The organism is Brevibacterium sp. OS20 (genome assembly GCF_056837565.1).
This window is the reverse complement of record NZ_CM166367.1, coordinates 1876378-1898399: the sequence shown is the minus strand read 5'-3', so window position 1 is coordinate 1898399 and position 22022 is coordinate 1876378. Positions and strand designations below refer to the sequence as shown.

At 64.3% G+C, this 22022-nt stretch carries 16 protein-coding genes and 2 tRNA genes; 3 read left to right on the top strand and 15 right to left on the bottom strand.

The window, feature by feature from the left end; translation table 11 throughout:
- Nucleotides 1-18: 18 nt before the first annotated feature.
- From ACVZTU_RS08420 to ACVZTU_RS08400, 5 genes are all read right to left on the bottom strand, one after another.
- On the bottom strand, nucleotides 19-384 hold the full coding sequence (locus ACVZTU_RS08420; protein WP_139467025.1) for a DUF4233 domain-containing protein: 366 nt from the start codon (nucleotides 382-384) through the stop codon (nucleotides 19-21).
- Entirely contained in the window at nucleotides 381-1883 is a 1503-nt protein-coding gene (locus ACVZTU_RS08415; protein WP_482401710.1) for a bifunctional folylpolyglutamate synthase/dihydrofolate synthase, read from the bottom strand. Before ACVZTU_RS08415 ends, ACVZTU_RS08420 begins: the two co-directional genes overlap by 4 nt.
- A complete protein-coding gene (gene ileS / locus ACVZTU_RS08410) occupies nucleotides 1880-5143 on the bottom strand; it encodes an isoleucine--tRNA ligase (protein WP_482401709.1) in 3264 nt (1087 codons plus the stop codon). Before ileS ends, ACVZTU_RS08415 begins: the two co-directional genes overlap by 4 nt.
- A gap of 311 nt (nucleotides 5144-5454) precedes the next feature.
- Nucleotides 5455-6210: an SDR family oxidoreductase gene (locus ACVZTU_RS08405; protein WP_482401708.1), complete on the bottom strand. Its 756-nt coding sequence runs from the start codon at nucleotides 6208-6210 to the stop codon at nucleotides 5455-5457.
- Between the two features lie 78 nt (nucleotides 6211-6288).
- Nucleotides 6289-7521, bottom strand: coding sequence for an acyltransferase (locus ACVZTU_RS08400; RefSeq protein WP_482401707.1), 1233 nt, complete (start codon nucleotides 7519-7521; stop codon nucleotides 6289-6291).
- 186 nt (nucleotides 7522-7707) lie between these two features.
- Between ACVZTU_RS08400 and valS the strand changes: the two genes are divergently transcribed.
- A complete protein-coding gene (gene valS / locus ACVZTU_RS08395) occupies nucleotides 7708-10353 on the top strand; it encodes a valine--tRNA ligase (RefSeq protein WP_482401706.1) in 2646 nt (881 codons plus the stop codon).
- 258 nt (nucleotides 10354-10611) lie between these two features.
- Nucleotides 10612-11304 carry an AIM24 family protein gene (locus ACVZTU_RS08390; RefSeq protein ID WP_139467014.1) on the top strand — a complete coding sequence of 231 codons (693 nt, stop codon included), beginning with the start codon at nucleotides 10612-10614 and terminating at the stop codon, nucleotides 11302-11304.
- 549 nt (nucleotides 11305-11853) lie between these two features.
- Here ACVZTU_RS08390 and ACVZTU_RS08385 read toward each other — a convergent pair.
- The 7 genes from ACVZTU_RS08385 to ACVZTU_RS08355 form a co-directional block, all read right to left on the bottom strand.
- Nucleotides 11854-13140 carry an MFS transporter gene (locus ACVZTU_RS08385; protein ID WP_139467012.1) on the bottom strand — a complete coding sequence of 429 codons (1287 nt, stop codon included), beginning with the start codon at nucleotides 13138-13140 and terminating at the stop codon, nucleotides 11854-11856.
- Nucleotides 13141-13152: 12 nt separating this feature from the next.
- Nucleotides 13153-14436, bottom strand: coding sequence for an ATP-dependent Clp protease ATP-binding subunit ClpX (gene clpX / locus ACVZTU_RS08380; protein WP_139467011.1), 1284 nt, complete (start codon nucleotides 14434-14436; stop codon nucleotides 13153-13155).
- Nucleotides 14437-14632: 196 nt separating this feature from the next.
- The gene (locus ACVZTU_RS08375) at nucleotides 14633-15277 is read right to left on the bottom strand and encodes an ATP-dependent Clp protease proteolytic subunit (protein WP_139467010.1); all 645 of its coding nucleotides are present in this window, start codon (nucleotides 15275-15277) and stop codon (nucleotides 14633-14635) included.
- Between the two features lie 26 nt (nucleotides 15278-15303).
- On the bottom strand, nucleotides 15304-15900 hold the full coding sequence (locus tag ACVZTU_RS08370) for an ATP-dependent Clp protease proteolytic subunit (RefSeq protein ID WP_101545567.1): 597 nt from the start codon (nucleotides 15898-15900) through the stop codon (nucleotides 15304-15306).
- A 203-nt stretch (nucleotides 15901-16103) separates the two neighbouring features.
- A complete protein-coding gene (gene tig / locus ACVZTU_RS08365; RefSeq protein ID WP_139467009.1) occupies nucleotides 16104-17480 on the bottom strand; it encodes a trigger factor in 1377 nt (458 codons plus the stop codon).
- Nucleotides 17481-17692: 212 nt separating this feature from the next.
- Nucleotides 17693-19111, bottom strand: coding sequence for a glycoside hydrolase family 15 protein (locus tag ACVZTU_RS08360; RefSeq protein ID WP_248283833.1), 1419 nt, complete (start codon nucleotides 19109-19111; stop codon nucleotides 17693-17695).
- 62 nt (nucleotides 19112-19173) lie between these two features.
- Nucleotides 19174-19247: transfer RNA gene (locus tag ACVZTU_RS08355), tRNA-Gly, on the bottom strand.
- Nucleotides 19248-19412: 165 nt separating this feature from the next.
- On the opposite strand from ACVZTU_RS08355, the gene ACVZTU_RS08350 reads away from it, so the two are divergent.
- Nucleotides 19413-19486: transfer RNA gene (locus ACVZTU_RS08350), tRNA-Pro, on the top strand.
- A 153-nt stretch (nucleotides 19487-19639) separates the two neighbouring features.
- On the opposite strand, the gene ACVZTU_RS08345 is transcribed toward ACVZTU_RS08350, so the two are convergent.
- The 3 genes from ACVZTU_RS08345 to ACVZTU_RS08335 form a co-directional block, all read right to left on the bottom strand.
- Nucleotides 19640-20752, bottom strand: coding sequence for an alcohol dehydrogenase catalytic domain-containing protein (locus ACVZTU_RS08345; RefSeq protein ID WP_139467008.1), 1113 nt, complete (start codon nucleotides 20750-20752; stop codon nucleotides 19640-19642).
- A gap of 13 nt (nucleotides 20753-20765) precedes the next feature.
- Nucleotides 20766-21239, bottom strand: a complete 474-nt coding sequence (locus ACVZTU_RS08340) for a ribose-5-phosphate isomerase (RefSeq protein WP_139467007.1) — start codon at nucleotides 21237-21239, stop codon at nucleotides 20766-20768.
- A gap of 64 nt (nucleotides 21240-21303) precedes the next feature.
- A complete protein-coding gene (locus ACVZTU_RS08335) occupies nucleotides 21304-21909 on the bottom strand; it encodes a mycothiol-dependent nitroreductase Rv2466c family protein (RefSeq protein WP_139467006.1) in 606 nt (201 codons plus the stop codon).
- Between the last annotated feature and the right edge of the window lie 113 nt (nucleotides 21910-22022).

Below are 22022 nucleotides of genomic sequence, written 5' to 3'. Positions count from 1 at the left end.
CCTCGGCGTTCTCACAGTTCAGCCGCGCGCGGCGACCTCACGATCGATGCGGGCCGACCAGTACACGGCCACGGCCCACAGGGCGATGAACAGCGCTGCGACGAAGAACATCGAGGTGAGCACGAAGCCGGAGGCCAGCAGCAGCCCCTGCACGACCCAGCCGATGATCACACCGGGACGTTTCTCACCGATCCGCCGCGGCAGCAGGATGACGGCGATGATGGCCAACACTGCGATGACCGAGGCGCCGATGAGCAGCTGTGCCAGGGTCAGGGTCTGCGCTGACTTCACCGACAAGCCGAAGGTCGTGAGCACGGCGAAGTAGACGACGACGAGCTCGCAGATGAGGATCGATCCGCAGAGCACGGGGTACTTCGATTTCATCCCTCCTCCCCTCGTCCGAGCAGCAGGCGCGCTTCGGCCACGGTGTAGATGGAGCCGGTGACGACGATTCCCGGACTCTTCGCATCGACGCTGTTGGCCAGGTCGATGGCTTTCATCAGAGCGGCATTGAGATCGGAGGCGACGATGACGGAATCCTCGTCGACCCATTCCCGCGCCGCCTCGGCGAGGTCGCCTGCCGGCAGCGCACGGGAGTTGAGATTCTCGCTGACGACGAACACATCTGCGCTGCGATGAAGCTCTTCGATGACACCGTCGCTGTCCTTGTCCGCCAGCATCGCCAGCACGATGACGACATAGTCGAAGTCGAACGCCTCGGCGAGGGTCTCGGCCAGCACATGCGCAGCATCCGGGTTATGGGCGCCGTCGACGACGACGCTCGGTCCCGTGCGCAGGAGTTCCGCGCGGCCCGGTGACGTCACGCGGGCCAGCCCCTCGGCCACCGTCTCCTGATTGAGCGGCTTGTCTTCGGCTCCCAGGAAGGCCTCGGCTGCGACGATCGCGACTGCGGCATTGTGGGCCTGGTGAATTCCGTGCAGCGGCAGGAACAGGTCGGAATAGACGTCTCTGCGGCCCTGGACCGTGATGAGCTGACCGTCGACGGCCCGCTGCCGTTCGAGGAGACGGAAGTCCCGCTCTTCGGCGGCCAGCGGAATCTCACGACGGGCAGCTTCCTCGTCGAGGACCGCCTGGGCGGCCTCGTCCTGGACAGCAGACACGGCAACAGGTTCGGGAGCCGGGCTGTCCTCGACGCTGCGGTCGAGGATCCCAGCCTTGGTCGCAGCGATCTCCTCGATGGTGTCGCCGAGGAACGCCTGATGATCGAGACCGATCTTCGTGAACACGCACACCTGAGCATCGGCGACGTTCGTCGAATCCCATTGTCCGCCCATGCCGACCTCGGTGACGACGACATCGACCGGAGCATCGGCGAACACGGCGAAGGCCAGCACGGTCAGCGCTTCGAAGTAGGTGAGCTTCGCGCGTCCTTCGGATTCGAGCTGGGCATCGACGATCTCGAGGTACGGGGCGATCTCGTCATAGATGCGCACGAAGGTGTGAGCGGACACGGGGGCGCCGTCCACGGAGATCCGTTCGGTCACCGAATGCAGGTGGGGGCTGGTGAACCGACCGACCCGGAGCTCATGAGCGGAGATGAGCGAATCGATCATCCGTGCCGTCGAGGTCTTCCCATTCGTGCCGGTGATCGTGATCGTCGGGGCCGCAGTGTGGATATCGCCGAGGATCTCACACGCCCTCCGAGTCGCATCGAGGCGCAGCTCGACCTGCGTCTCCCCCGCCCGGGCCAGCAGCAGGGCATAGACGCGGGCGAGCTCGGCCCGAGTGGCCTCATCGACGACCGGTTCGGGCAGAGGTTCCGAATCCGCGTCTTGTTCTGCGGTCTGCGGATCTTCGACAGCGGCCAACAGCTCCTCGGCTGCTGCCACCGGATCCTCGGCTGGGGTGTTGTGCTCGCTCATGCCCGCTTCACCGCCAGACGGGTGCCGCCGGGGAGCTCTTCGGGGCTGAAGACATCGGCATCGGCCGCGACCGGGCCGAAGTTCAGAGCGGTCGTCAGGGTCTCACCGGCGATGAGGTCGATGTGAGGCTCGAGCGCGGCGACCACCTCGGTGCCGGCTTCGATGGTGACGGCGATCCGGTCGGAGATGTCGAGATCGAGCTGCTTGCGGATGCCCTGGATGGCGCGCACGGCATCTCGTGCCATGCCTTCGGCCTCGAGCTCGGGTGTGACCCGCGTGTCGAGGGCGAGGAAGCCGGAGTCGAGTGCCGCGAGCTCCATGCCCTCGGTGCCGGATTCGGCCACGGATTCGAGGGTGTACTCGCCGTCGACGAGTTCGATTCCGCCGCTGACGACGGTGCCGTCGGTGACGGACCAGTCGCCGGACTTCGAGGCCTTGATGACCTGCTGGACCTGTTTGCCCAGACGGGGTCCGGCGGCACGGGCGTTGACGACGAGATTCTGTGACAGGGAGAATCCGGCGGCCTCCGCCTCGGCGACGTCGAGGACCTCGACGGTACGCACATTGAGCTCATCGGCGATGATCTCGGTGAAGTCGGAGCTCAGGTCCGTGTCGGTGGCGACGGTCAGCTGCGACAGCGGCAGGCGCACCCGCAGCTGGTTGGCCTTGCGCACCGAGGAGGCCGTTGAGCAGATATCGCGGGTGAGGTCCATTGCCGCGACGAGGTCGGCGTCGGCGGGGAATGCCTCGGCGTCCGGGTAGTCGGCCAGGTGCACCGACCGCTGCCCGGTCAGTCCGCGATAGATCTCTTCGACCGTGAACGGCAGCAGGGGTGCGGCCACACGGCAGAATGCCTCCAGGCAGGTATAGAACACGTCGAAGGACTCATGCGTGTCGGTGCCGCCGTCCCAGAACCGGCGACGCGAACGACGCACATACCAGTTCGTGAGCATGTCGAGGTAGTTGCGCACGAGTTCGCATGCCGCCCAGATGTCGAGGCCTTCCATCGCCTCGGCGAACTCGGTGATGAGGTCGTGCGTCTTGGCCAGGAGGTACCGGTCGAGGACCTGGGACGAGTCGTAGCGGGACTGTGCCTGGTAGCCGGTCTTCTCCCCCGCCGGGCCGTCGGCCGCGTTGGAGTAGGTGGCGAAGAACTGCCATGTGTTCCACAGCGGGAGCACGACCTGGCGGACACCGTCGCGGATGCCCTGTTCGGTGACGACGAGGTTGCCGCCGCGCAGGATGGACGAAGCCATGAGGAACCAGCGCATGGCATCCGAGCCGTCGCGGTTGAAGACCTCGTTGACATCGGGGTAGTTGCGCAGGGACTTCGACATCTTCTGCCCGTCCGAGCCGAGCACGATGCCATGGGAGATGCAGTTCGTGAATGCGGGGCGGTCGAAGATCGCTGTGGCCAGGACGTGCAGCAGATAGAACCAGCCGCGTGTCTGTCCCACGTATTCGACGATGAAGTCGGCCGGGAAGTGGTTGTCGAACCATTCGGAGTTCTCGAACGGATAGTGCACCTGGGCGTAGCTCATCGAGCCGGAGTCGAACCAGACGTCGAAGATCTCCGGGATGCGCTGCATCACCGATTGACCCGTCGGGTCGTCCGGGTTCGGACGGGTGAGGTCATCGACCCACGGGCGGTGGAGGTCGACGTCTCCGGAGTCGTTGCGCGGCAGACGTCCGAAGTCGGCTTCGATCTCGGCCAGGGAACCGTAGACGTCCGTGCGCGGGTAGGCCGGGTCGGAGGAGATCCACACGGGGATCGGCGAGCCCCAGAAGCGGTTGCGCGAGATCGACCAGTCACGGGCGTTTTCGAGCCATTTGCCGAACTGTCCGTGCTTGACGTTGTCGGGCACCCAGTTGATCTGCTCGTTGAGTTCGACCATGCGGTCCTTGAACTCGGTGACCCGGACGAACCAGGAGGACACCGCACGGTAGATCAGCGGGTTCCGGCAGCGCCAGCAGTGCGGGTAGGAGTGCTCGTAGGATTCGTGGCGGACCAGCAGAGCACCCCGCGATTCCATCGGACCCGTGTGGTTGCGCAGATCCTTGATGATCGCCTTGTTGGCGTCGAAGACCTGCTGGCCGGCGTAGTCGGGAACGGTCGTATCGAAGCGACCGGCGTCGTCGACGGGACGGGCGGCGGTGATTCCGTAGGAGTCGGTGAGCTCCTTGTCCTCTTCACCGAAGGCGGGTGACTGGTGGACGATTCCGGTGCCGTCTTCGACGGTGACGAAGTCTGCGGCCAGGATCGTGTGCATGTTCTCGCCGAACTCCTCCTGACGGCCCTCGAAGTACGGGAACGGAGGTTCGTAGGATGCGCCGACGAGTTCGCTGCCGGGGAAGGTGCGCACAACCTGCGGTTCGGCACCGAGTTCACGAGCATAGGCACCCAGGCGCGCCTCGGCGAGGATGAGGGTCTTGCCCTGAAGCTCTTCGGCTCCGTCTTCACCGGGGTTCACTGCGACGAGCGGGATCTCCGGGTTGACGGCCACGGCCTGGTTCGACGGAACTGTCCACGGGGTCGTCGTCCAGATGAGGACCCACTCGTCGGAGTCCTTGAGTCTGTATCCGAGGGTCACGGCCGGATCCTGACGCATCTTGTACACGTCGTCGTCCATGCGCAGCTCATGGTTCGACAGCGGCGTCTCGTCCTTCCAGCAGTACGGAAGCACGCGGTAGCCCTCGTAGACGAGGCCTTTGTCCCAGAGCTGCTTGAACGCCCAGATGACGCTTTCCATGTATTCGACGTTGAGAGTCTTGTAGTCGTTGTCGAAGTCGACCCACCGGCCCTGACGGGTCACATATTCTTCCCATTCCTGGGTGTAGCGCAGCACCGAGGAGCGGCAGGCGTCGTTGAATGCGGCCAGTCCCATGCGGCCGATCTCGGACTTGTCGGTGATGCCCAGCTGACGTTCGGCTTCGAGTTCGGCAGGCAGCCCGTGGGTGTCCCAGCCGAAGCGGCGGTCGACCTTCTTGCCGCGCATCGTCTGGAAGCGCGGGACGACGTCCTTGACGTAGCCGGTGAGCAGGTGACCGTAGTGGGGCAGGCCGTTGGCGAAGGGAGGTCCGTCGTAGAAGACGAATTCGTTCTCGCCGTTCTCGCCGGCATCGCGCTGGGCGATCGATGCCTTGAAGGTGTTGTCCTCCTGCCAGTAGCGCAGCACAGCGTCTTCGATGGCAGGGAAGTTCGGGGACGACGAGAGTCCGAAGGTCGAGGTCGAAACCTTGGGATAGAGAGGCTGAGTCATGAGCGTCCTTCTGGGTCACTGCGGTCACTGTCACGAGGACGACAGTCTGCCGCGGTACCACCTCGCTTATCCGCAGTCCGACCGGTTCAGGTCGGTCAGCGGATCGCTCATTCACTCAGACGATGACGGGTCCACCCGTCCGGGTCTACTGAGAACGCGGCGTTTCGAACGCTGGTTCCGTTCTTCCGGATGCTCCCCGGTGATAGCCGGATCGACGCAAGACAATCGTATACCGTCGACTCCGCCCGAGACCACTCGGCGGCGCGGGGATCTCCCTTGCCGAGGCGGCCCCGGGCTGGAGCCGTGGGTGCTCACAGCCCCCGGTTGCGTGCGACCTTATGCTGAGCGGCCTGGGCGATCGGTCGGATGACCATGAGATCGACGTTGAAGTGGTGGGGCCGGGTGAGGGTGTAGACGACGGCGTCGGCGACGTCGTCCGCGGTCAGCGGGTTCTCGACGCCTTCGTAGACCTTCGCGGCCTTCGTCTCATCACCGCCGACGCGTTTGACGGTGAACTCGTCGGTGGCGACCATTCCTGGTGCGATCTCGATGACGCGCACGGGTTCGCCGGCGAGCTCGAGGCGCAGGGTCGCTGCCATCGAGTGGGTGCCGTGCTTCGCAGCGACGTAGCCACCGCCGCCTTCATAGGCCTGATGGCCGGCGGTTGAGGACATGACGACGATGTCTCCGCGGCCGGAATCGCTGAGAGCCGGCAGCAGTGCTTTGACGACGCGCAGGACGCCGAGGACGTTGATGTCGAACATGTCCCGCCACCCGTCGACCGATGCTTCGGCGACGGTGTCGGTTCCGAATGCGGCGCCGGCATTGGCCACGAGGGAATGGACGGCTCCGCCGGCGAGCACCTGTTCGGCCATGGACACCACGGCGGCGTCATCGGTGAGGTCGGCGACGATGTAGTCGGCTCCGGTCTCCTCGGCGAGGGCCTTGAGCTTGTCCTCACGGCGAGCCACGGCGACGACGTCCCAGCCCTGCTCGCGCAGCTGTCGGACCGTGGCCGCACCGATTCCGGAACTGGCTCCTGTGACTACTGCTCTGAGCTTTTCCATCTGTGTTCTCCTCTGTCGGGTCTGTCGGCGGGTTTGAGTCTGGATTCCGGAAGCGGGGTTTCCTGTTCGCATCTCAGTCTACGGAGTCGGCTCTCGGCCGCGTGCGGTGTCTTCTGAGCCGAGATCGGTCTCGAAAGGGCCTCTCCCGGCCGGCTCGGGTGGCGTCGTTTCTTCCGGGGTCGTCGACGCGGCAGGTGGGGCACCCTTCGCGCCCGGTCGGAGTTTCTTCACGCTCGGTCGGGTGTGCGGGTTGCGGGGCCCGCCTTCGCCGAAGACGGCACGGAAGCCGGGGATCTTCACTGCCACCCAGGTGACTGCGGCGCAGATGATCGCATAGGCGATCGGCATGATCACGGCGTGGAGGAGGACGCCTGGCACGGTGTCAGGCAGGCCCATGGCATTTCGGACAGGGTAGAGCAGGAGCGGATGGAGGAGGAACACACCGAAGGAATACGGGTAGAACCGGTGCAGCAGTCCGAAGCCTTCGCGCAGATGGAAATGCAGGAGGGGGTAGGCGGCCATGGAGGCGAGGACGACTCCGGGGGCGAGGTATTCATACGGGAACATCCACGGCTTCTCACCGGGACCCAGACCTGCCCAGACCGCGGTTCCGGCGACCGCGATGATGAGGCTGACCCACGCCAGGACTGCACCTCTGACCGAGAGCACGATATCGCGCAGCACCCAGCCGAGGATGTAGAAACCGGCCATCGGCAGGAACCTGGTGGCGATATTGGCTTCGCCGACGTCGAAGACCATCGACACCCACTGGTCGGTCATGCCGATGCCGAGGAAGATCAGACCGGTCCCCCACTGCAGACGGCGGGAGCCATGGACGCTCAGCAGGCGGAAGAACGGGGTGAGCAGGGTCAGACCGGCAAGGACGTAGAGGAAGTAGAGCTGGACGAAGGGCGATCCGGTGAGGATCGCGATGCCCGGGTTCCAGGTGTCATCGTCGGGCTGCAGGTAGTAGCGGCGGAACAGAACGTACACGACTGTCCAGAACACGAGGGGGATGCCGATTCGCCAGACACGTTTGGACAGGAACCTGCGCGGTTTGCTGCCCCGGTCGGGGTCGAGGGCCAGAGCCCCGGAGATCATGATGAACACGGGCACCGACCACCGGCAGGCGGAGTCGATGGTGTTGGCCAGCCACCAGTCGGGTCCCATACTCGCGAAGTTCTCTTCGACGACGGTGCCCAGGGAATGGATGGCTACGACGGCGATGATCGCGATCGCACGTGCCGGATTCATCCACGCGGTCGACGTGGGCGGCGGATTCTCTGTCGGAATTCGGTCCAAGGGCGCCATGTGTCCATGATGTCATTGCCCGCGGCGCAGGCGACTCACTGCGCCTTCAGGGTGTGAGCCGTCCCACGCCGTCGGACTGGGGCGGCCGGGGCGCGAGTGCTGCACTCGAGCTCCGGTCGGGCTTCGCGCGGCCACTGGCGCGAACCGGTTTGGCCGATCGCGAACCGGGTGAGAAAATCAGCAATTATGAACACACCTGCCTTTTCGGACTCGACGCACGAGTCAGTGAACCTTCCTGACAAGCCGGCCCTCGAGGGGCTGCGGGACAAATGGGACGCCGCGTGGAGCGAGCAGAATGTCTACGCCTTCGACGTCGACACCGATCGCGAGCAGGTCTACTCGATCGACACTCCCCCGCCGACCGCCTCGGGGTCGCTGCATGTCGGACACGTGTTCTCCTACACCCAGACCGACATCATCGCCCGCTATCAGCGGATGACCGGCAAGAACGTGTTCTATCCCCTCGGCTGGGACGACAACGGCCTGCCGACCGAACGTCGCGTGCAGAACTACTACGGAGTCACCTGCGATCCCGGCCAGTCCTACGACCCGGACTTCCAGCCGCCGGAGAAGGCACCGAAGAATTCGCGCGACTTCGTCAAGGTCTCTCGCCAGAACTTCATCGAACTGTGCGAGAAGCTCTCCGCCGAGGACGAGAAGGTGTTCGAAGACCTCTTCCGCTCCACCGGACTGTCCGTTGATTGGAAGTACACATACCGCACGATCGATGACGATTCGCGTGCGGTGAGCCAGAGGGCCTTCCTCACCGATCTGAAGAACGGGCATGCCTATTCGCAGGACGCACCGACCATGTGGGACGTCACCTTCGGCACTGCTGTGGCTCAGGCCGAACTCGAGGATCGTGAGCGCGAAGGCGCGTACCACAAGGTGAAGTTCTTCCCCGAGGGCGCTGATGGCCTGGCCGACACCTCGGCGGAACCGATCATCATCCTCACCTCGCGTCCGGAGCTCATTCCTTCGGTCGTGGCGCTCGTCGCCCATCCCGATGACGAACGCTACGCCTCCCTGTTCGGCACGAATGTCGTTTCGCCGCTCTTCGGTGTCAGCGTCGAGATCCGCGCCCATGAGCTTGCGAAGTCCGATAAGGGCACCGGCATCGCCATGGTCTGCACCTTCGGCGACCTCACCGACGTCACGTGGTGGCGTGAACTCGATCTGCCGACCCGCGCGGTGATCAACCGAGGCGGCCGCCTCAACCTCGAGGTGCCCGAGTGGATCGCGAACTCGCCGAAGTCCGATGCTGTGGCCAACTATGAGGCGCTGGCAGGAAAGACGACGTTCTCTGCGCGCAAGGACATTGCGCAGATGCTCATCGACTCCGGTGACCTCATCGGTGAGATCGAGCCGATCACGCATCCGGTCCCGTTCTACGAAAAGGGCGACAAACCGCTCGAGGTCGTCACCAGCCGTCAGTGGTACATCCGCAACGGCGGGCGGTCGGCCGAGCTGCGGGATGCGCTCATCGCCCGCGGTCGCGAGATCGAGTGGCATCCGGCGTACATGCGCTCCCGCTACGAGAACTGGGTGGAGAACCTCAACGGCGACTGGCTGGTCTCCCGGCAGCGGTTCTTCGGTGTCCCGATTCCGCTGTGGTACCGCCTCGACGCTGATGGTCAGCCCGATTATGATGATCCGATCGTGCCCGAGTCGCTTCCGTGCGACCCCATCGCCGAGGCTCCCGCCGGCTTCACCGACGACCAGCGTGATGTGCCCGGCGGGTTCACCGCAGACCCGGATGTCCTCGACACCTGGGCGACGTCGTCGCTGACGCCGCAGCTGCTCGGCGGCTGGTCGCGTGACGAGGAGTTCTTCGACAAGGTCTTCCCCTTCGACCTGCGTCCGCAGGGACACGACATCATCCGCACTTGGCTGTTCTCCACCGTGGTCCGGGCGAACTCGCTCAACGATGCGGCACCGTGGAAGCACGCCGGCCTGTCGGGGTGGATCCTCGATCCGGACCGGAAGAAGATGTCGAAGTCCAAGGGCAATGTCGTGGTTCCGTCGGACATCCTCGGCGAGGCGAAGCCGGGATTCGGTCCTGACGCGGTCCGCTACTGGGCGGCCAGCGCGAAACTCGGTGCGGACACCGCTTATGACGTCGCACAGATGCAGATCGGCCGCCGGCTGGCGATGAAGCTGCTCAACGCCTCGAAGTTCGCTCTGGCACAGGGTGTGCATGCCGGTCTCATCGGTCAGCTCGGCGCCGTCACCCACGATCTCGATCGGGCCCTGCTGGCAAAGCTTGCCGAGGTCGTCGAGCAGGCCGGGAAGCATATGGCCGCTTACGACTATGCTCATGCACTGCGTGTGACCGAGAGCTTCTTCTGGGAGTTCACCGATGACTATGTCGAGCTCGTCAAGGACCGTTCCTACGGCTCATCGGGATCTGACGATCAGCTGTCGGCGCACGTCACCTTGGCCACTGCTCTGGATGTCCTGCTGCGTCTGTTCGCTCCGTTCACTCCGTTCGTCACCGAAGAGGTCTGGTCCTGGTGGCGCACCGGTTCGGTCCACCGTGCGCCGTGGCCGGCAGATGAGGTGCTGAGCCATCCGGAATCGTCCGTCGATCCCGAGCTGCTAGCCTCGGTGGCAGCCGCACTGACCGAGATCCGCCGCACGAAGACCGAGGCCAAGGTGTCGCAGAAGACCGAGGTCGCTTCCGTGACCATTCAGGCGCCGGCCACCGTCGTCTCCGCGATCACGGCGGCAGAAGGCGACCTCACGGCGGCGGGCCGTATCAAGTCCCTGAGCACCGAGGAAGCCGGCGATGAGATCACCATTGCCTCGATCGACTTCGTCGACCAGGACTGAGCCGAACACCAGCCGGCCCTGACTGTCAGAAGAAGCAGCTTCCGGCCCCACCGGCTGAGCTGAGACCCGAACTGGTCCCGCAGAGCCCCGCGACATTCGTTCCTCCGCAGCGTCGGAGCAGTGGATGCCGTGGGGCTCTGTTCATGTTCCGGAACGGATACACGAAATGACCGGGGTCTGCGTTCTCTCCGCCGTACTATGGTTATCGACCACTGAAGAAACACCGAAGTCCTCCCTGAACGAAAGGTCCCCAGAACCGTGAGAAGCGAACTCTTTTCCAAGCGCAACGCCGAGGTCCAGAATCAAGAGCGGTGGACGCTCCAGTCGAACAAGATGCTGCGTTCGGTGGTCACGCCGAACGCGCCGATGATCGCTACCAAGGGCGCGATGGTCGCCTATCAGGGCGATGTCCGCTTCACCCACCAGGGGTCGAAGTCGGTCGGCCAGTTCATGAAGAAGGCAGCCACCGGCGAGGGCGGAAACGTCATGCGCGTCGAGGGACACGGAGAGGTGTTCTTCGCCAGGGAGGCCTCGAACATCTTCATGATGGCGCTCGAAGGTCCGCAGGACGCACTGACCGTCAACACCGCGAATCTGCTCGCCTTCGACGACGCGCTCAGCTGGGAGATCAAACGCATCAAGGGCGGTGTCGGTGCGATGGTCAGCGGTTCGGGACTATTCAACCTCGAACTTGCCGGCCAGGGCACTGCCGCCATCTGCTGCAAGGGTGAGCCCATGGTCCTCGACTGCTCGCAGCAACCGACCTTCGTCGACCCGCAGGCCGCCGTCTGCTGGTCCTCGGCGCTGGCCCCGCAGATCAAGACCGACGTCAGCGTCGGCACATTCTTCGGTCGCGGCTCCGGTGAGTCCGTGCAGCTGGCATTCCACGGCCCCGGCTTCGTCGTCGTCCAGCCCGCAGAGAACGCCGTCTACTCGGCCACCACCAGCTGACGCACCTGGCGGCCGTCCGCAGCATCACCACGCTGACGCACCCCCGACCTGCAGCTTCGGCAGCGAGTCGGGGGTGTCGTCGTCTCCCCCGCGCATCTCCCCATGTTCTCGCATCGGGCGCCCCTCACCCGTCGTGACTCAACGCCTTGGTGCACAACGGTGTTTCGACAGGACGGGTGAGGGATGCGCCAGCACCGGGGCGTTAAGACACCAACGCGGTAGAGCGAGAGCAGCACTGAGAGATGCGAAAGTACTGGAGCGTCATGGCTCTTGCAATCCGGTGTGAGTGGTACGCGGCAAGCTGCGCGACAATACCCGAAAGCGCAGAAGAGTCGGGCTATCCTGACATGTCGGAGAAACCGAGTCCGCTTGGCTCATTCGGGGCTCGACGTCGACTCTCCGCTGGGGCGTCAGGCGTTCAAGGGCATGGGATCGGGGTGACCGGGAATACTGGCCGGAATGGAGCAGGCCCTCCGGGACGACGACTCGCGCTGATTCGGGGACGACTCGTAGCAGGAGCACGGTCGAACGTCAGGTCTGCTCGATGGATCAGGCAGTGGGGACAGTGTGCTCGTGCCCGCCGCGTTCGACCCGGTATTTCCGGAAGGTCGGAAAGGCCACCGCACAGGCGAGCACGAGAACGATGACGGCGATGCCGCCACCCGCCGAGGCGACCGTGGTGTCTGTGACTGCAGCAACGGAGCCGTGGAGGACGTCCGCGATACGAGGTCCGCCGGCGACGACGACGATGAACACTCCCTGCATCCGACCGCGCATCGCATCGGTTGCGGCTTCCTGGAGCATCGTCTGCCGAAAAGCGCCGGAGACGATATCGGCTCCTCCGCCGACCGCCATCGCAGCCAATGCGACAACGAGTGCGGTCAGCCAGAACCCAGCCGCCAGCTCAAGGGACAGTCCGAACACCGTCATTGCCGCACCCCAGACGACGATGGCGACGATGACGGCCAGTCCCTGGCGCTCCACGCGTGAGACCCACCCGGAGAAGATCCCGGCCAATGCACTTCCGCCGGCCAGCGCGGCGAAGAGCAGCGAGAAGACGATGCCGCCCTCAGGCGGACCGTCGAAGGTCTCCGCGGCAATCTGCGGGAACAGTGCCCGCGGCATTCCGAAGACCATCGCAATGATGTCCACCAGCAGAGAGACCATGACGACGGTGTTCGTCCGCAGATACCGGAACCCGTCGACGATGCCTTTGAACCCAGACCGTGTATCGGGCTGTTTCTGCGGCGGCAGCGACGGCAGTCGGATCACTGCGTAGAGCGTAGCGAACAGGAACACGGCGTCGATGACGTAGAGCAACTGGTACCCGAACAGAGGGATCAGCGCTCCGCCGACGACAGGGCCGACGACGGCGCCCAATGTCATCACGGTCATGTTCAGCGAGTTCGCCGCGGGCAGCAGGCCGAGCGGGATGATCGAGGGCAGCAGAGCTCCCCTCGCCGGTTGGTTGAGTGCGAAGAATGCCTGCTGCATCGAAAACACCGACAGCAGCAGCCAGGCATTGTCGATGCTGAGCACCGCGATGAGGGCAAGTAGAGCGCTCGTGACGATCAGACCGATCGTCGAGATCACGAGCAGTCTGCGTCGATCGATGACATCGGCCAACGATCCGCCCCACAGTCCGAAGACGATGAGCGGAACCAGCCCGAACGCACCGGCGAGCCCGACATACCCGGACGACCCGGTGATATGGAAGATCTGTGCGGGGATCGCCACAACAGTCATCTGCGCACCGATGACGGTGACGATATTGGCCACCCACAGTCGTCGGAACGACGCGTAGCGCAGTGGGCGTGTGTCGGCCAGGAGTCTCATGCGAAAAGAGACTCAGGCAGACTTCTTATTCGTCCTGTTCCGTGACTTCGGCACGAGGGTCGGGGCGACATTGGATTCGACGACGTCCTTGGTCACGACCACCTCGGCGATGTCTTCGCGCGAAGGCACATCGAACATGACCGGCTGCAGGACCTCTTCCATGATCGAGCGCAGGCCTCGAGCGCCCGTGCCGCGCAGCAGAGCGAGATCGGCGATGGCCTCAAGTGCCTCGGTCTCGAATGTCAGGGAGACATTGTCGAACTCGAACATCCGCTGGTACTGCTTGACCAGGGCGTTCTTCGGTTCCGTGAGGATCGACATCAGCGCTGCCCGGTCGAGGTTGGACACGGTGGCCAGCACCGGCAGGCGGCCGATGAACTCCGGGATGAGGCCGAACTTGAGCAGATCTTCGGGAAGGATGTCCGCGTAGAGGTCCTCTTCGTCGTTCTTCGACTGCAGCAGGGCGCCGAAGCCGATTCCGTGCTTGCCCTTGCGGCCGGCGACGATCTCCTCCATCCCGGCGAAAGCGCCGGCGACGATGAAGAGCACATTGGTCGTGTCGATCTGCAGGAAGTCCTGGTGCGGGTGTTTGCGCCCGCCCTGCGGCGGCACCGACGCCTGGGTGCCTTCGAGGATCTTCAGCAGTGCCTGCTGCACGCCCTCACCGGACACGTCACGGGTGATCGACGGGTTCTCCGACTTGCGAGCGATCTTATCGATCTCGTCGATATAGATGATTCCGTGCTCGGCACGCTGGATATCGAAATCCGCGGCCTGAATGAGTTTGAGCAGGATGTTCTCGACGTCTTCGCCGACGTAGCCGGCTTCGGTCAGCGCGGTGGCATCGGCGACCGCGAATGGGACATTGAGACGTTTGGCCAGCGACTGGGCGAGGTAGGTCTTTCCCGAGCCGGTGGGACCGACGAGCAGAATATTCGACTTCGCGATCTCAACCTCGGACTCGCTGGAGCCAAGGGTCTTCTCGTCACCGGACTGCAGCGATCGGATGCGCTTGTAGTGGTTGTAGACGGCTACCGACAGTGCCTTCTTAGCCGGTTCCTGACCGACGACGTACTCCTGGAGGAAGTCGAAGATCTCACGAGGTTTGGGCAACTCGAGTTCGGCCTGCTCCGGACTGGATTCGCTGAGCTCCTCTTCGATGATCTCATTGCACAATCCGATGCATTCATCGCAGATGTAAACACCAGGTCCGGCGATGAGTTTCCGAACCTGCTTCTGAGACTTCCCACAGAAGTTGCATTTGAGCAGGTCTGCTCCGTCCGCACTGCGAGCCACTGTCACAACCTTTCGCCAGGACGCTTGGCCCCAACTCTACCGCTCGTGTTTCCTGTACCTCAATAGCTTCCCATACGTGGCTGACACGAGCCCCCAGCCACGACTCGGTGTGTCGGCGGAAGGAACCGAGAACGGGTCCGTCCGATCACAATCGCACGAACCCGTTCTCAGTGTTTCCCTGTCCTCCGACAGGTGATCAGCTCGCGTTCTTGCGCGAAGAGAGCACCTGGTCGACGAGACCGTAGTCCTTGGCCTGCTCGGCCGTGAGGAAGAGGTCGCGTTCGATGTCGTTCGAGACCTGTGCGGCCTCCTTGTTCGAGTGCTTTGCCAGAGTTCCCTCGAGCCATTCGCGCATCCGCAGCACTTCAGCGGCCTGGATCTCGAGGTCAGAGGCCTGACCCTGTCCCTGCCCCTGCATCGCGGGCTGGTGGATGAGCACTCGCGCGTTCGGCAGGGCCAGACGCTTGCCGGGAGTGCCGGCGGCCAGCAGCACGGCGGCTGCGGAGGCGGCCTGACCGAGGCAGACGGTCTGGATCTCCGGCTTGATGTACTGCATCGTGTCGTAGATGGCCGTCATCGCCGTGAACGACCCACCCGGCGAGTTGATGTACAGAGTGATGTCGCGGTCAGGATCCTGCGATTCGAGGACGAGCAGCTGAGCCATGACATCGTCGGCGGAGGTGTCATCGACCTGTGCGCCGAGGAATACGACGCGGTCGTCGAAGAGCTTCGTGTAGGGATCCTGGCGCTTGAAGCCATAGGGTGTGCGCTCTTCGAACTGCGGCATGACATAACGCGACTGCGGCATGTTCGACGCCGTCGAACCCGGCATAAAGTTCATTGAATTCATTCTTCCCTCACTCCTGCTCAGTTGTTCTCGACGTCGGACGCGCGGGTGACCATCTTGTCGATGAATCCGTATTCGAGCGCCTCTTCGGCGGTGAACCAGTGGTCGCGGTCGTTGTCCTGGAGGATCTGCTCGAGCGACTTCCCGGTCTGCTGAGCAGTCAGTTCGGCCATCTGCTTCTTCATGTGCAGGATCAGTTCGGCCTGGATCTTGATGTCGGTGGCCGTGCCGCCGATGCCGCCCAGCGGCTGGTGCATGAGGATGCGGGCGTGCGGGGTCGCGTAGCGCTTGCCCGGGGTGCCCGAGGAGAGCAGGAACTGTCCCATCGAGGCGGCCATGCCCATGGCCACGGTGGAGACATCGGGCTTGATGTACTGCATCGTGTCGTAGATGGCCATTCCGGCGGTGACGGAGCCGCCGGGCGAGTTGATGTAGAGCGAGATGTCCGCTTCGGGATCTTCGGCGGCCAGCAGCATCATCTGCGCGCAAATGGCGTTGGCGTTGTCGTCACGCACTTCCGAACCGAGCCAGATGATGCGCTCTTTGAGAAGACGATTGAAGATGTGGTCGTCCAGACCCATTCCCCCACCGGCGTCGAGGCCGACGGGAGCTGTCATGTCGTATGCGCTCACGTTTCACTCCTGTGTTCTGTGGATGGCTTGTTATGGACTCTAACCGCTCTCCCCCGGGTTTTAGTCCGCGGCGAGGCCCGTGTTCGCCCTCAGCGTGATCGGACCTGCGCAGATGCGAAGACGGTGGGTGCGGATCGTGATCCGTACCCACCGTCTCATCAGGATTCCACCGCCGAGGCGGCTCGTCCTCAGTTCTCTTCGGCGGCCTCTGCAGGTGCTTCGTCCGCGGCTTCCGCGCTCTGCGCAGTCGCGTCGGCATCCTCGGCGCCGGCTTCCTCGGCGTCGTCCCCGGCGGAGGTGAAGGCCTCCATGTCGACGACGTTTCCGGCGGTGTCCTTGACCGTGGCACCGGCGAGGACGGCGGCCAGAGCCTTGCGGCGCGAGACCTCGCCGACGAGGGCGTTGACCTGGCCGGAGCTGTCGAGCATCTGGGCAAACTCGTTGGGGTTCATTCCGTACTGCTGCGAAGCGGAGATCAGGTACTCGATGAGTTCGGGCTGGCTGACCTCGACGTTCTCGGCTTCGGAGACCGCATCGAGGATGAACTGCGTGCGCAGGTTGCGCTCGGTCTCCTCGGTGACCTCCTTGCGGTGCTCGTCGTCGTCCGAACGGTTCTCGGACTCGAGGTGACGCTCGACCTCGTCGGTGACGATCTTGGCCGGGACCGGGACGTCGAGGGTCTCGATGAGATGCTCGAGGACCTTGTCCCGTGCCTGGACGCCCTGCTCGGTCTCCTTGGCCTTGCCGGCCTGGACGCGCAGGTCCTCCCGCAGTTCGTCGATCGTGTCGAACTCGCTGGCCAGCTGAGCGAAGTCGTCGTCGGCCTCGGGAAGTTCGCGTTCCTTCACAGCACCCAGGGTGATCTTCACGGTGCCCTGCTCGCCGGCGTGCTCGCCGCCTGCGAAGGTGGTCTCGAAGGTCGTGGTCTCTCCCGCGGAGAGGCCGTCGAGCGCTTCGTCCATGCCTTCGAGCATCGTTCCGGCACCGACCTGGTAGGAGATGTCGGAGGCGGTGTCGATCTCTTCGTCACCGATGGTGGCGACGAGGTCGAGGGTGACGAAGTCGTCCTTGGCCGCGGGGCGCTCAACGGCGACGAGGGTTCCGAAGCGGGTACGCAGCTGCTCGAGCTCTTCGTCCACATCGGCGTCGGTGACCTCGATGGGGTCGACCTCGATGTTGATCGTGTCGTAGGCAGGCAGCGTGACCTCGGGGCGCACGTCGACCTCGACGGTGAAGCCGAGTTCGCCGTCTTCGGTTCCGTCGAGTCCGGGAACCTCGGAGATCTCGACCTCGGGCTGGCCCATCGGCTTGAGGTCGTGCTCTTCGACCGCGTTGCGGTAGAAGTCGTCAAGACCGTTGTTGATGGCTTCCTGGATCACAGCAGGACGGCCGATGCGCTGATCGATGATGCGCGCGGGGACCTTGCCCTTACGGAACCCGGGGACGGTGACCTGGGCCCCGATGGTCTTGTATGCCTCGTCGACGCTCGGTTTGAGTTCGGCGTATGGGACTTCCACGCTGATCTTGACCCGGGTGGGGTCGAGTTGCTCGACGGAGCTCTTCACAGTGTGACCTTTCAAATTCGACAGTCATGCATTTTCGGTCATCTCCGACCTGATCATCCGGGTTCGTGACCGCAAACGGTCATCTCACAGCCTGATCGGTCATCTCGTGACCTTAGAGGGAGCGAAAGTCCACGAATAGTTCGCGCACGTCCGCAAGACGCAATCCCCTATGTTACGCGAAACCCCGCCCGATACGCGAAACCGGGGTGATTTCACGAGCTCGTTCCACCTCGGTGCCCATAGAGTTCGTCGAGGGTGATGATGACGTTGGCCGCAGTCCACGACAGCGGCGCCACGGAGACCGGATCGCCGTCCCCGCTGATCTTCTCCGGCAGGGACCCTGCGCTCGTGCGGTGCTCTGCCAGCCAGTCGAGGATCGATTCGGCTCGGTCGCTGAGCCCGAGGCGCGCGAAGCCGAGCGCCATGAGCGACGTCGACGGCGTCCAGCTGGAGCGGTCGATGATCCAGCCGTGTCCGGGCTTGATCCCTCCGGCCGGCTGTTCGAGGTGGTCCCAGACGCCGGCGAGAACCTCGGGTTCGAGCGCGTAGATCCCATCTGACCGATTCGACACGAGCCCGGCCGCAGGCAGGTAGGCGATGGCCGAATCCGATCCGCCCGAGGTGGGGTACCGCTGCATCCCATTGGCTCCGAAGGTTCGAGTGAAGGTCGCTCGAAAATCATCCGCTGCGAGCAGAACGGCTGCCGCATCCTCGCCGAGGCGGCCCCACAGTTCCGGATCCGCCTTCGTCAGTGCGGTGAGTGAGTTCATCCCGACCAGAGTCGGTCCGGCCAAGCCGAGGGTGACCTGGGATTCTCCGACCTCCCAATAGTCCGGGCCGACCGGAGGCAGGCTAAGACCGCGGTCGGTGAGGTCGAAGAGACGCCGGGTGGTCCGTCGCAGAAGGTCATCGAACTCGCCGAGGTCGAACTGAGCGGCCGTCGCCCTGGAGACCGAATGCACTTCGGAGATCGCCCACAGGACGAGACCGAGGGAGTCGAACTGCGACTCGCGATCGTCCGGAGGCAGTCCGGTCGACGGGTCGACGCGGGCGGCAAACGACCCGTCGACCGCTTGCACGGACTGCAGGCAGCGCAGATGGCTCCATGACAGTTCCGACAACCCGACCCGCGCCAGAGCCACTGCAGAGAAGGCCGTGTCCCGCGGCCAGACATAGCGCCAGGCATCGGCCCATCCGGCGACCGGCGCGGGCAGCTCGTCGCTGAGGACCCATAGGTCGAGCAGGGCGGAGACAGCGAGGTCGCGGCGATGGGCAGGCAGCGTTCCCAGCCACGATTCGCATCTGTCAAGGAATTCCCGCTGCCTCCGGGCCGGGCCCGGATCGGACAGATCCGGCATGACTCGTGACTGTGCGGGCAGGCGTCGCGCGGCGACGGCGTCGAGGGCCTCACGCCGGCCTGATCCGGTGTAGGCGGCGGTGACCGAGCGGACGGGATCCGGTTGGGCCGCCTCGGCGAGGGCTGCGGTGATCGCCGAACCGAGACCGATCGCACCGATCCCGGCGACCGCTCCGGTGAGCATCGCTCGCCGGCTGGGCCGGGCGATCGCCGACGCAGTGTCCCGCTCATCGCGCAAGGGCGTGCTCTGCGGCGGCTGATCGACTGTGGTCATCTGAGGATCTTACCCGTCCGGGAATGAAGAAACCGGCCTGACCATCAGGTCAGACCGGCTTGTGGAGGGGATGACGGGAATCGAACCCGCACCATCAGTTTGGAAGACTGAGGCTCTACCATTGAGCTACATCCCCGTGTTGCGAGTTCGACTATAGTCGAGAACTTCTTCGAGCGCCAAATCGACATTCGGTGACCTGTGTCACCCCTGCGATCTCAATGTGAGGTGCATCGCATTGACGGGTTTGCGCGATTCACAAGGTGCACGTCGCGACCCGCCTGTGGTTAGATAGGAGCCGTCGCGGGATGTGGCGCAGCTTGGTAGCGCATCTGTTTTGGGAACAGAGGGTCGCAGGTTCAAATCCTGTCATCCCGACAGACTCCAGCCGCCCGGACCGATCGGTCCGGGCGGCTTCGTCATGCCGAAATACGCTGGCCCCCAATTACTACCTGAGGGCGGCCCAGATACCTGGCGCTAGGTTGCTCAGCCGCCGTCAGGTAGTACCAAAGGAGACATCTCAGGTGAGGCTCACGCCTCGAAGTCGATGACCTGCCTGACGACCGTCCCGTCGGAGAGCGCGTCGAAGGCCTCGTTGAGGTCGTTCAGCTTGATCGTGTCGGAGATGAGCTCCTCGACGGGCAGCTTGCCTTCTCTCCACAGCTGGGCATAGACGGGGATATCCCGACTCGGCACTGCCGACCCCAGATAGGAGCCGATCACGGTCCGGGCCTCGGCTGTCAGGGTCACCGGGGTGATGTGAGACTGCGCATCCGGGGCGGGCAACCCCACCGTCACAGTCGTTCCGCCGACGGCTGTGGCCGTGAACGCGGTCTCGAAGGCCCGAGCATGCCCGACGCATTCGATGACGATCGGCGCTGTCCTCTGGCCAAGCTGCTCGGGGGTGTAGACCTCGACGGCGCCGAGTTCCTTCGCCCGCACCAGCTTGTCGGGGTTCGCGTCGACGCCGATGACTCCGGCGGTCTCGATCGACAGAGCCGTGATGAGCGCGGCCATTCCGACTCCGCCGAGGCCGACGATCATCACCTCGTCATCCGGTCCCGGCCGTCCCGCGTTGAGCACCGCTCCCCCGCCGGTGAGCACGGCGCAGCCGAGCACCGCAGCGATGGAGGCGGGAACATCGTCGTCGACGGGAACCACGGATGCCCGGTTGACCACTGCGTGAGTGGCGAACACGGACGCGCCGAGGTGGTGGAGCACCTCGGCGCCGGTGTCGTCGTGGAGACGCACCTTGTGTCCGTCGAACGGCAGGGTCCCGGCTCCGTTCGTCGCACTGCCGGGCGTGCACGGAAGTTTTCCGTCGGTGCGGCAGTTCGCGCACTCCCCGCAGCGAGGCAGGAACACTGTGACGACCTGTTGGCCGATCTCGAGATCATCGACGCCGTCGCCGAGCTTCTCAACGACTCCCGCGCCTTCGTGCCCGAGCAGCATCGGCAGCGGGCGGGGACGGTTGCCGTCGACGACAGAGAGATCCGAGTGGCAGACCCCGGCCGCCGTCATCCGAATGAGCACCTCACCGGGACCCGGCTCATCGAGTTCGAGGGTCTCAACCGACATCGGCTGCGACTGAGCAAATGGCCGAGGCCGCTGCATCTCGCGCAGCACAGCGCCGTGGATCTTCACAGTGTTCTCCCTCTTACAGAGCCTGCCGGCCCTGCTCCTCATACTTCGCCATGATGTCGATGCGGCGTTCGTGGCGCTCATCGCCGGAGAACGGCTCGGCCAAGAATGCATCGACGATCGCGATCGCTTCGGCTTCCGGGTGCTGGCGGGCACCGACGGCGACGATCTGCGCGTTGTTGTGCTGACGGGCCAACTTCGAGATCTCCGGGTTCCAAGCCAGAGCGGTGCGTGCACCCTTGACGAGGTTCGCGGCCATCTGCTCGCCGTTGCCCGATCCGCCGATCACGACTCCGAGTGCTTCTTGACCGGCGGCTTGATCGTCGACGACAGCCTGTGCCGCGGCGATGCAGAAGGCCGGGTAGTCATCGAGCGCGTCATATTCAAGGGCGCCGTGGTCGACGACGTCGTGCCCGGCCGACTCGAGGTGCGCCTTGAGCACCTCCTTGAATTCGAATCCGGCGTGGTCGGTGCCGAGGTGAACCTTCATATGTCTGCCTTTCGGTGGGATCTGTTGATCGATCGAGTCCGCTGATTGTGCGGACCGTTGAGTCTCAGTCGAAGTTCGGGCCCTGGTCACGTGTGCGCTTGAGTTCGAAGAATCCCGGCGTCGAGGCGACCGCGAGGACTCCGTCGAAGAGGCGTCCGGCGTCCTCTCCCTTCGGAGCGGGGGTGACGACAGGACCGAAGAACGCGGTTCCGGCGACACGGCAGATCGGTGTGCCGACATCGTCGCCGACCAAGCTCAGAGCCTCGTCGTGGGAGGCCTGGAGCTGCGCGTCGTAGTCATCGGTCTCGCCGTACTTCATGAGGTCGGCGGGCAGCTGAAGTTCGGCCAGAGCCTCGGACACTGCCTTCTCGAAGTCCTTCTCTCCGCCCGGGTGGATCCTTGTGCCGATCGCGGTGTAGAGAGGTTCGGCAATCTCCTCACCGTGCTCGGCGATCGCGGCGGTGACGATGCGCATCGGGGCCAAGGCCCGGTTCATCAGTGCCCGGTAGTCCTCGGGAATGTCTTTGTCCCGATTGAGGAAGTTCAGGCTCATCGGGTGGAACTTCACCTCGACGTCGCGGACCTTCGCCACTTCGAGTCCCCAGCGTGAGGTCATCCATGCCCACGGGCAGGCCGTGTCGAACCACAGATCGAGTGTTTCCTTGCTCACTGTCTCTCCTCCGTCAAACGCTCGCGGGTCCCGTGCCGGGCACCCATCGTGTCAGTGCTCAATCTATCAAGACCGGCCATCCTCGGTGACGGTGGCCGAATCGCGATCCGTCG

Bases quoted from the DNA above. Each gene is read 5' to 3' on its own strand.
- ACVZTU_RS08375 (WP_139467010.1), bottom strand. From the start codon at position 15,277: ATGAACTTTATGCCGGGTTCGACGGCGTCGAACATGCCGCAGTCGCGT.
- ACVZTU_RS08400 (WP_482401707.1), bottom strand. From the start codon at position 7,521: ATGGCGCCCTTGGACCGAATTCCGACAGAGAATCCGCCGCCCACGTCG.
- ACVZTU_RS08420 (WP_139467025.1), bottom strand. From the start codon at position 384: ATGAAATCGAAGTACCCCGTGCTCTGCGGATCGATCCTCATCTGCGAG.
- ileS (WP_482401709.1), bottom strand. From the start codon at position 5,143: ATGACTCAGCCTCTCTATCCCAAGGTTTCGACCTCGACCTTCGGACTC.
- ACVZTU_RS08370 (WP_101545567.1), bottom strand. From the start codon at position 15,900: ATGACAGCTCCCGTCGGCCTCGACGCCGGTGGGGGAATGGGTCTGGAC.
- ACVZTU_RS08385 (WP_139467012.1), bottom strand. From the start codon at position 13,140: ATGAGACTCCTGGCCGACACACGCCCACTGCGCTACGCGTCGTTCCGA.
- ACVZTU_RS08415 (WP_482401710.1), bottom strand. From the start codon at position 1,883: ATGAGCGAGCACAACACCCCAGCCGAGGATCCGGTGGCAGCAGCCGAG.
- valS (WP_482401706.1), top strand. From the start codon at position 7,708: ATGAACACACCTGCCTTTTCGGACTCGACGCACGAGTCAGTGAACCTT.
- ACVZTU_RS08340 (WP_139467007.1), bottom strand. From the start codon at position 21,239: ATGAAGGTTCACCTCGGCACCGACCACGCCGGATTCGAATTCAAGGAG.
- ACVZTU_RS08360 (WP_248283833.1), bottom strand. From the start codon at position 19,111: ATGACCACAGTCGATCAGCCGCCGCAGAGCACGCCCTTGCGCGATGAG.
- ACVZTU_RS08405 (WP_482401708.1), bottom strand. From the start codon at position 6,210: ATGGAAAAGCTCAGAGCAGTAGTCACAGGAGCCAGTTCCGGAATCGGT.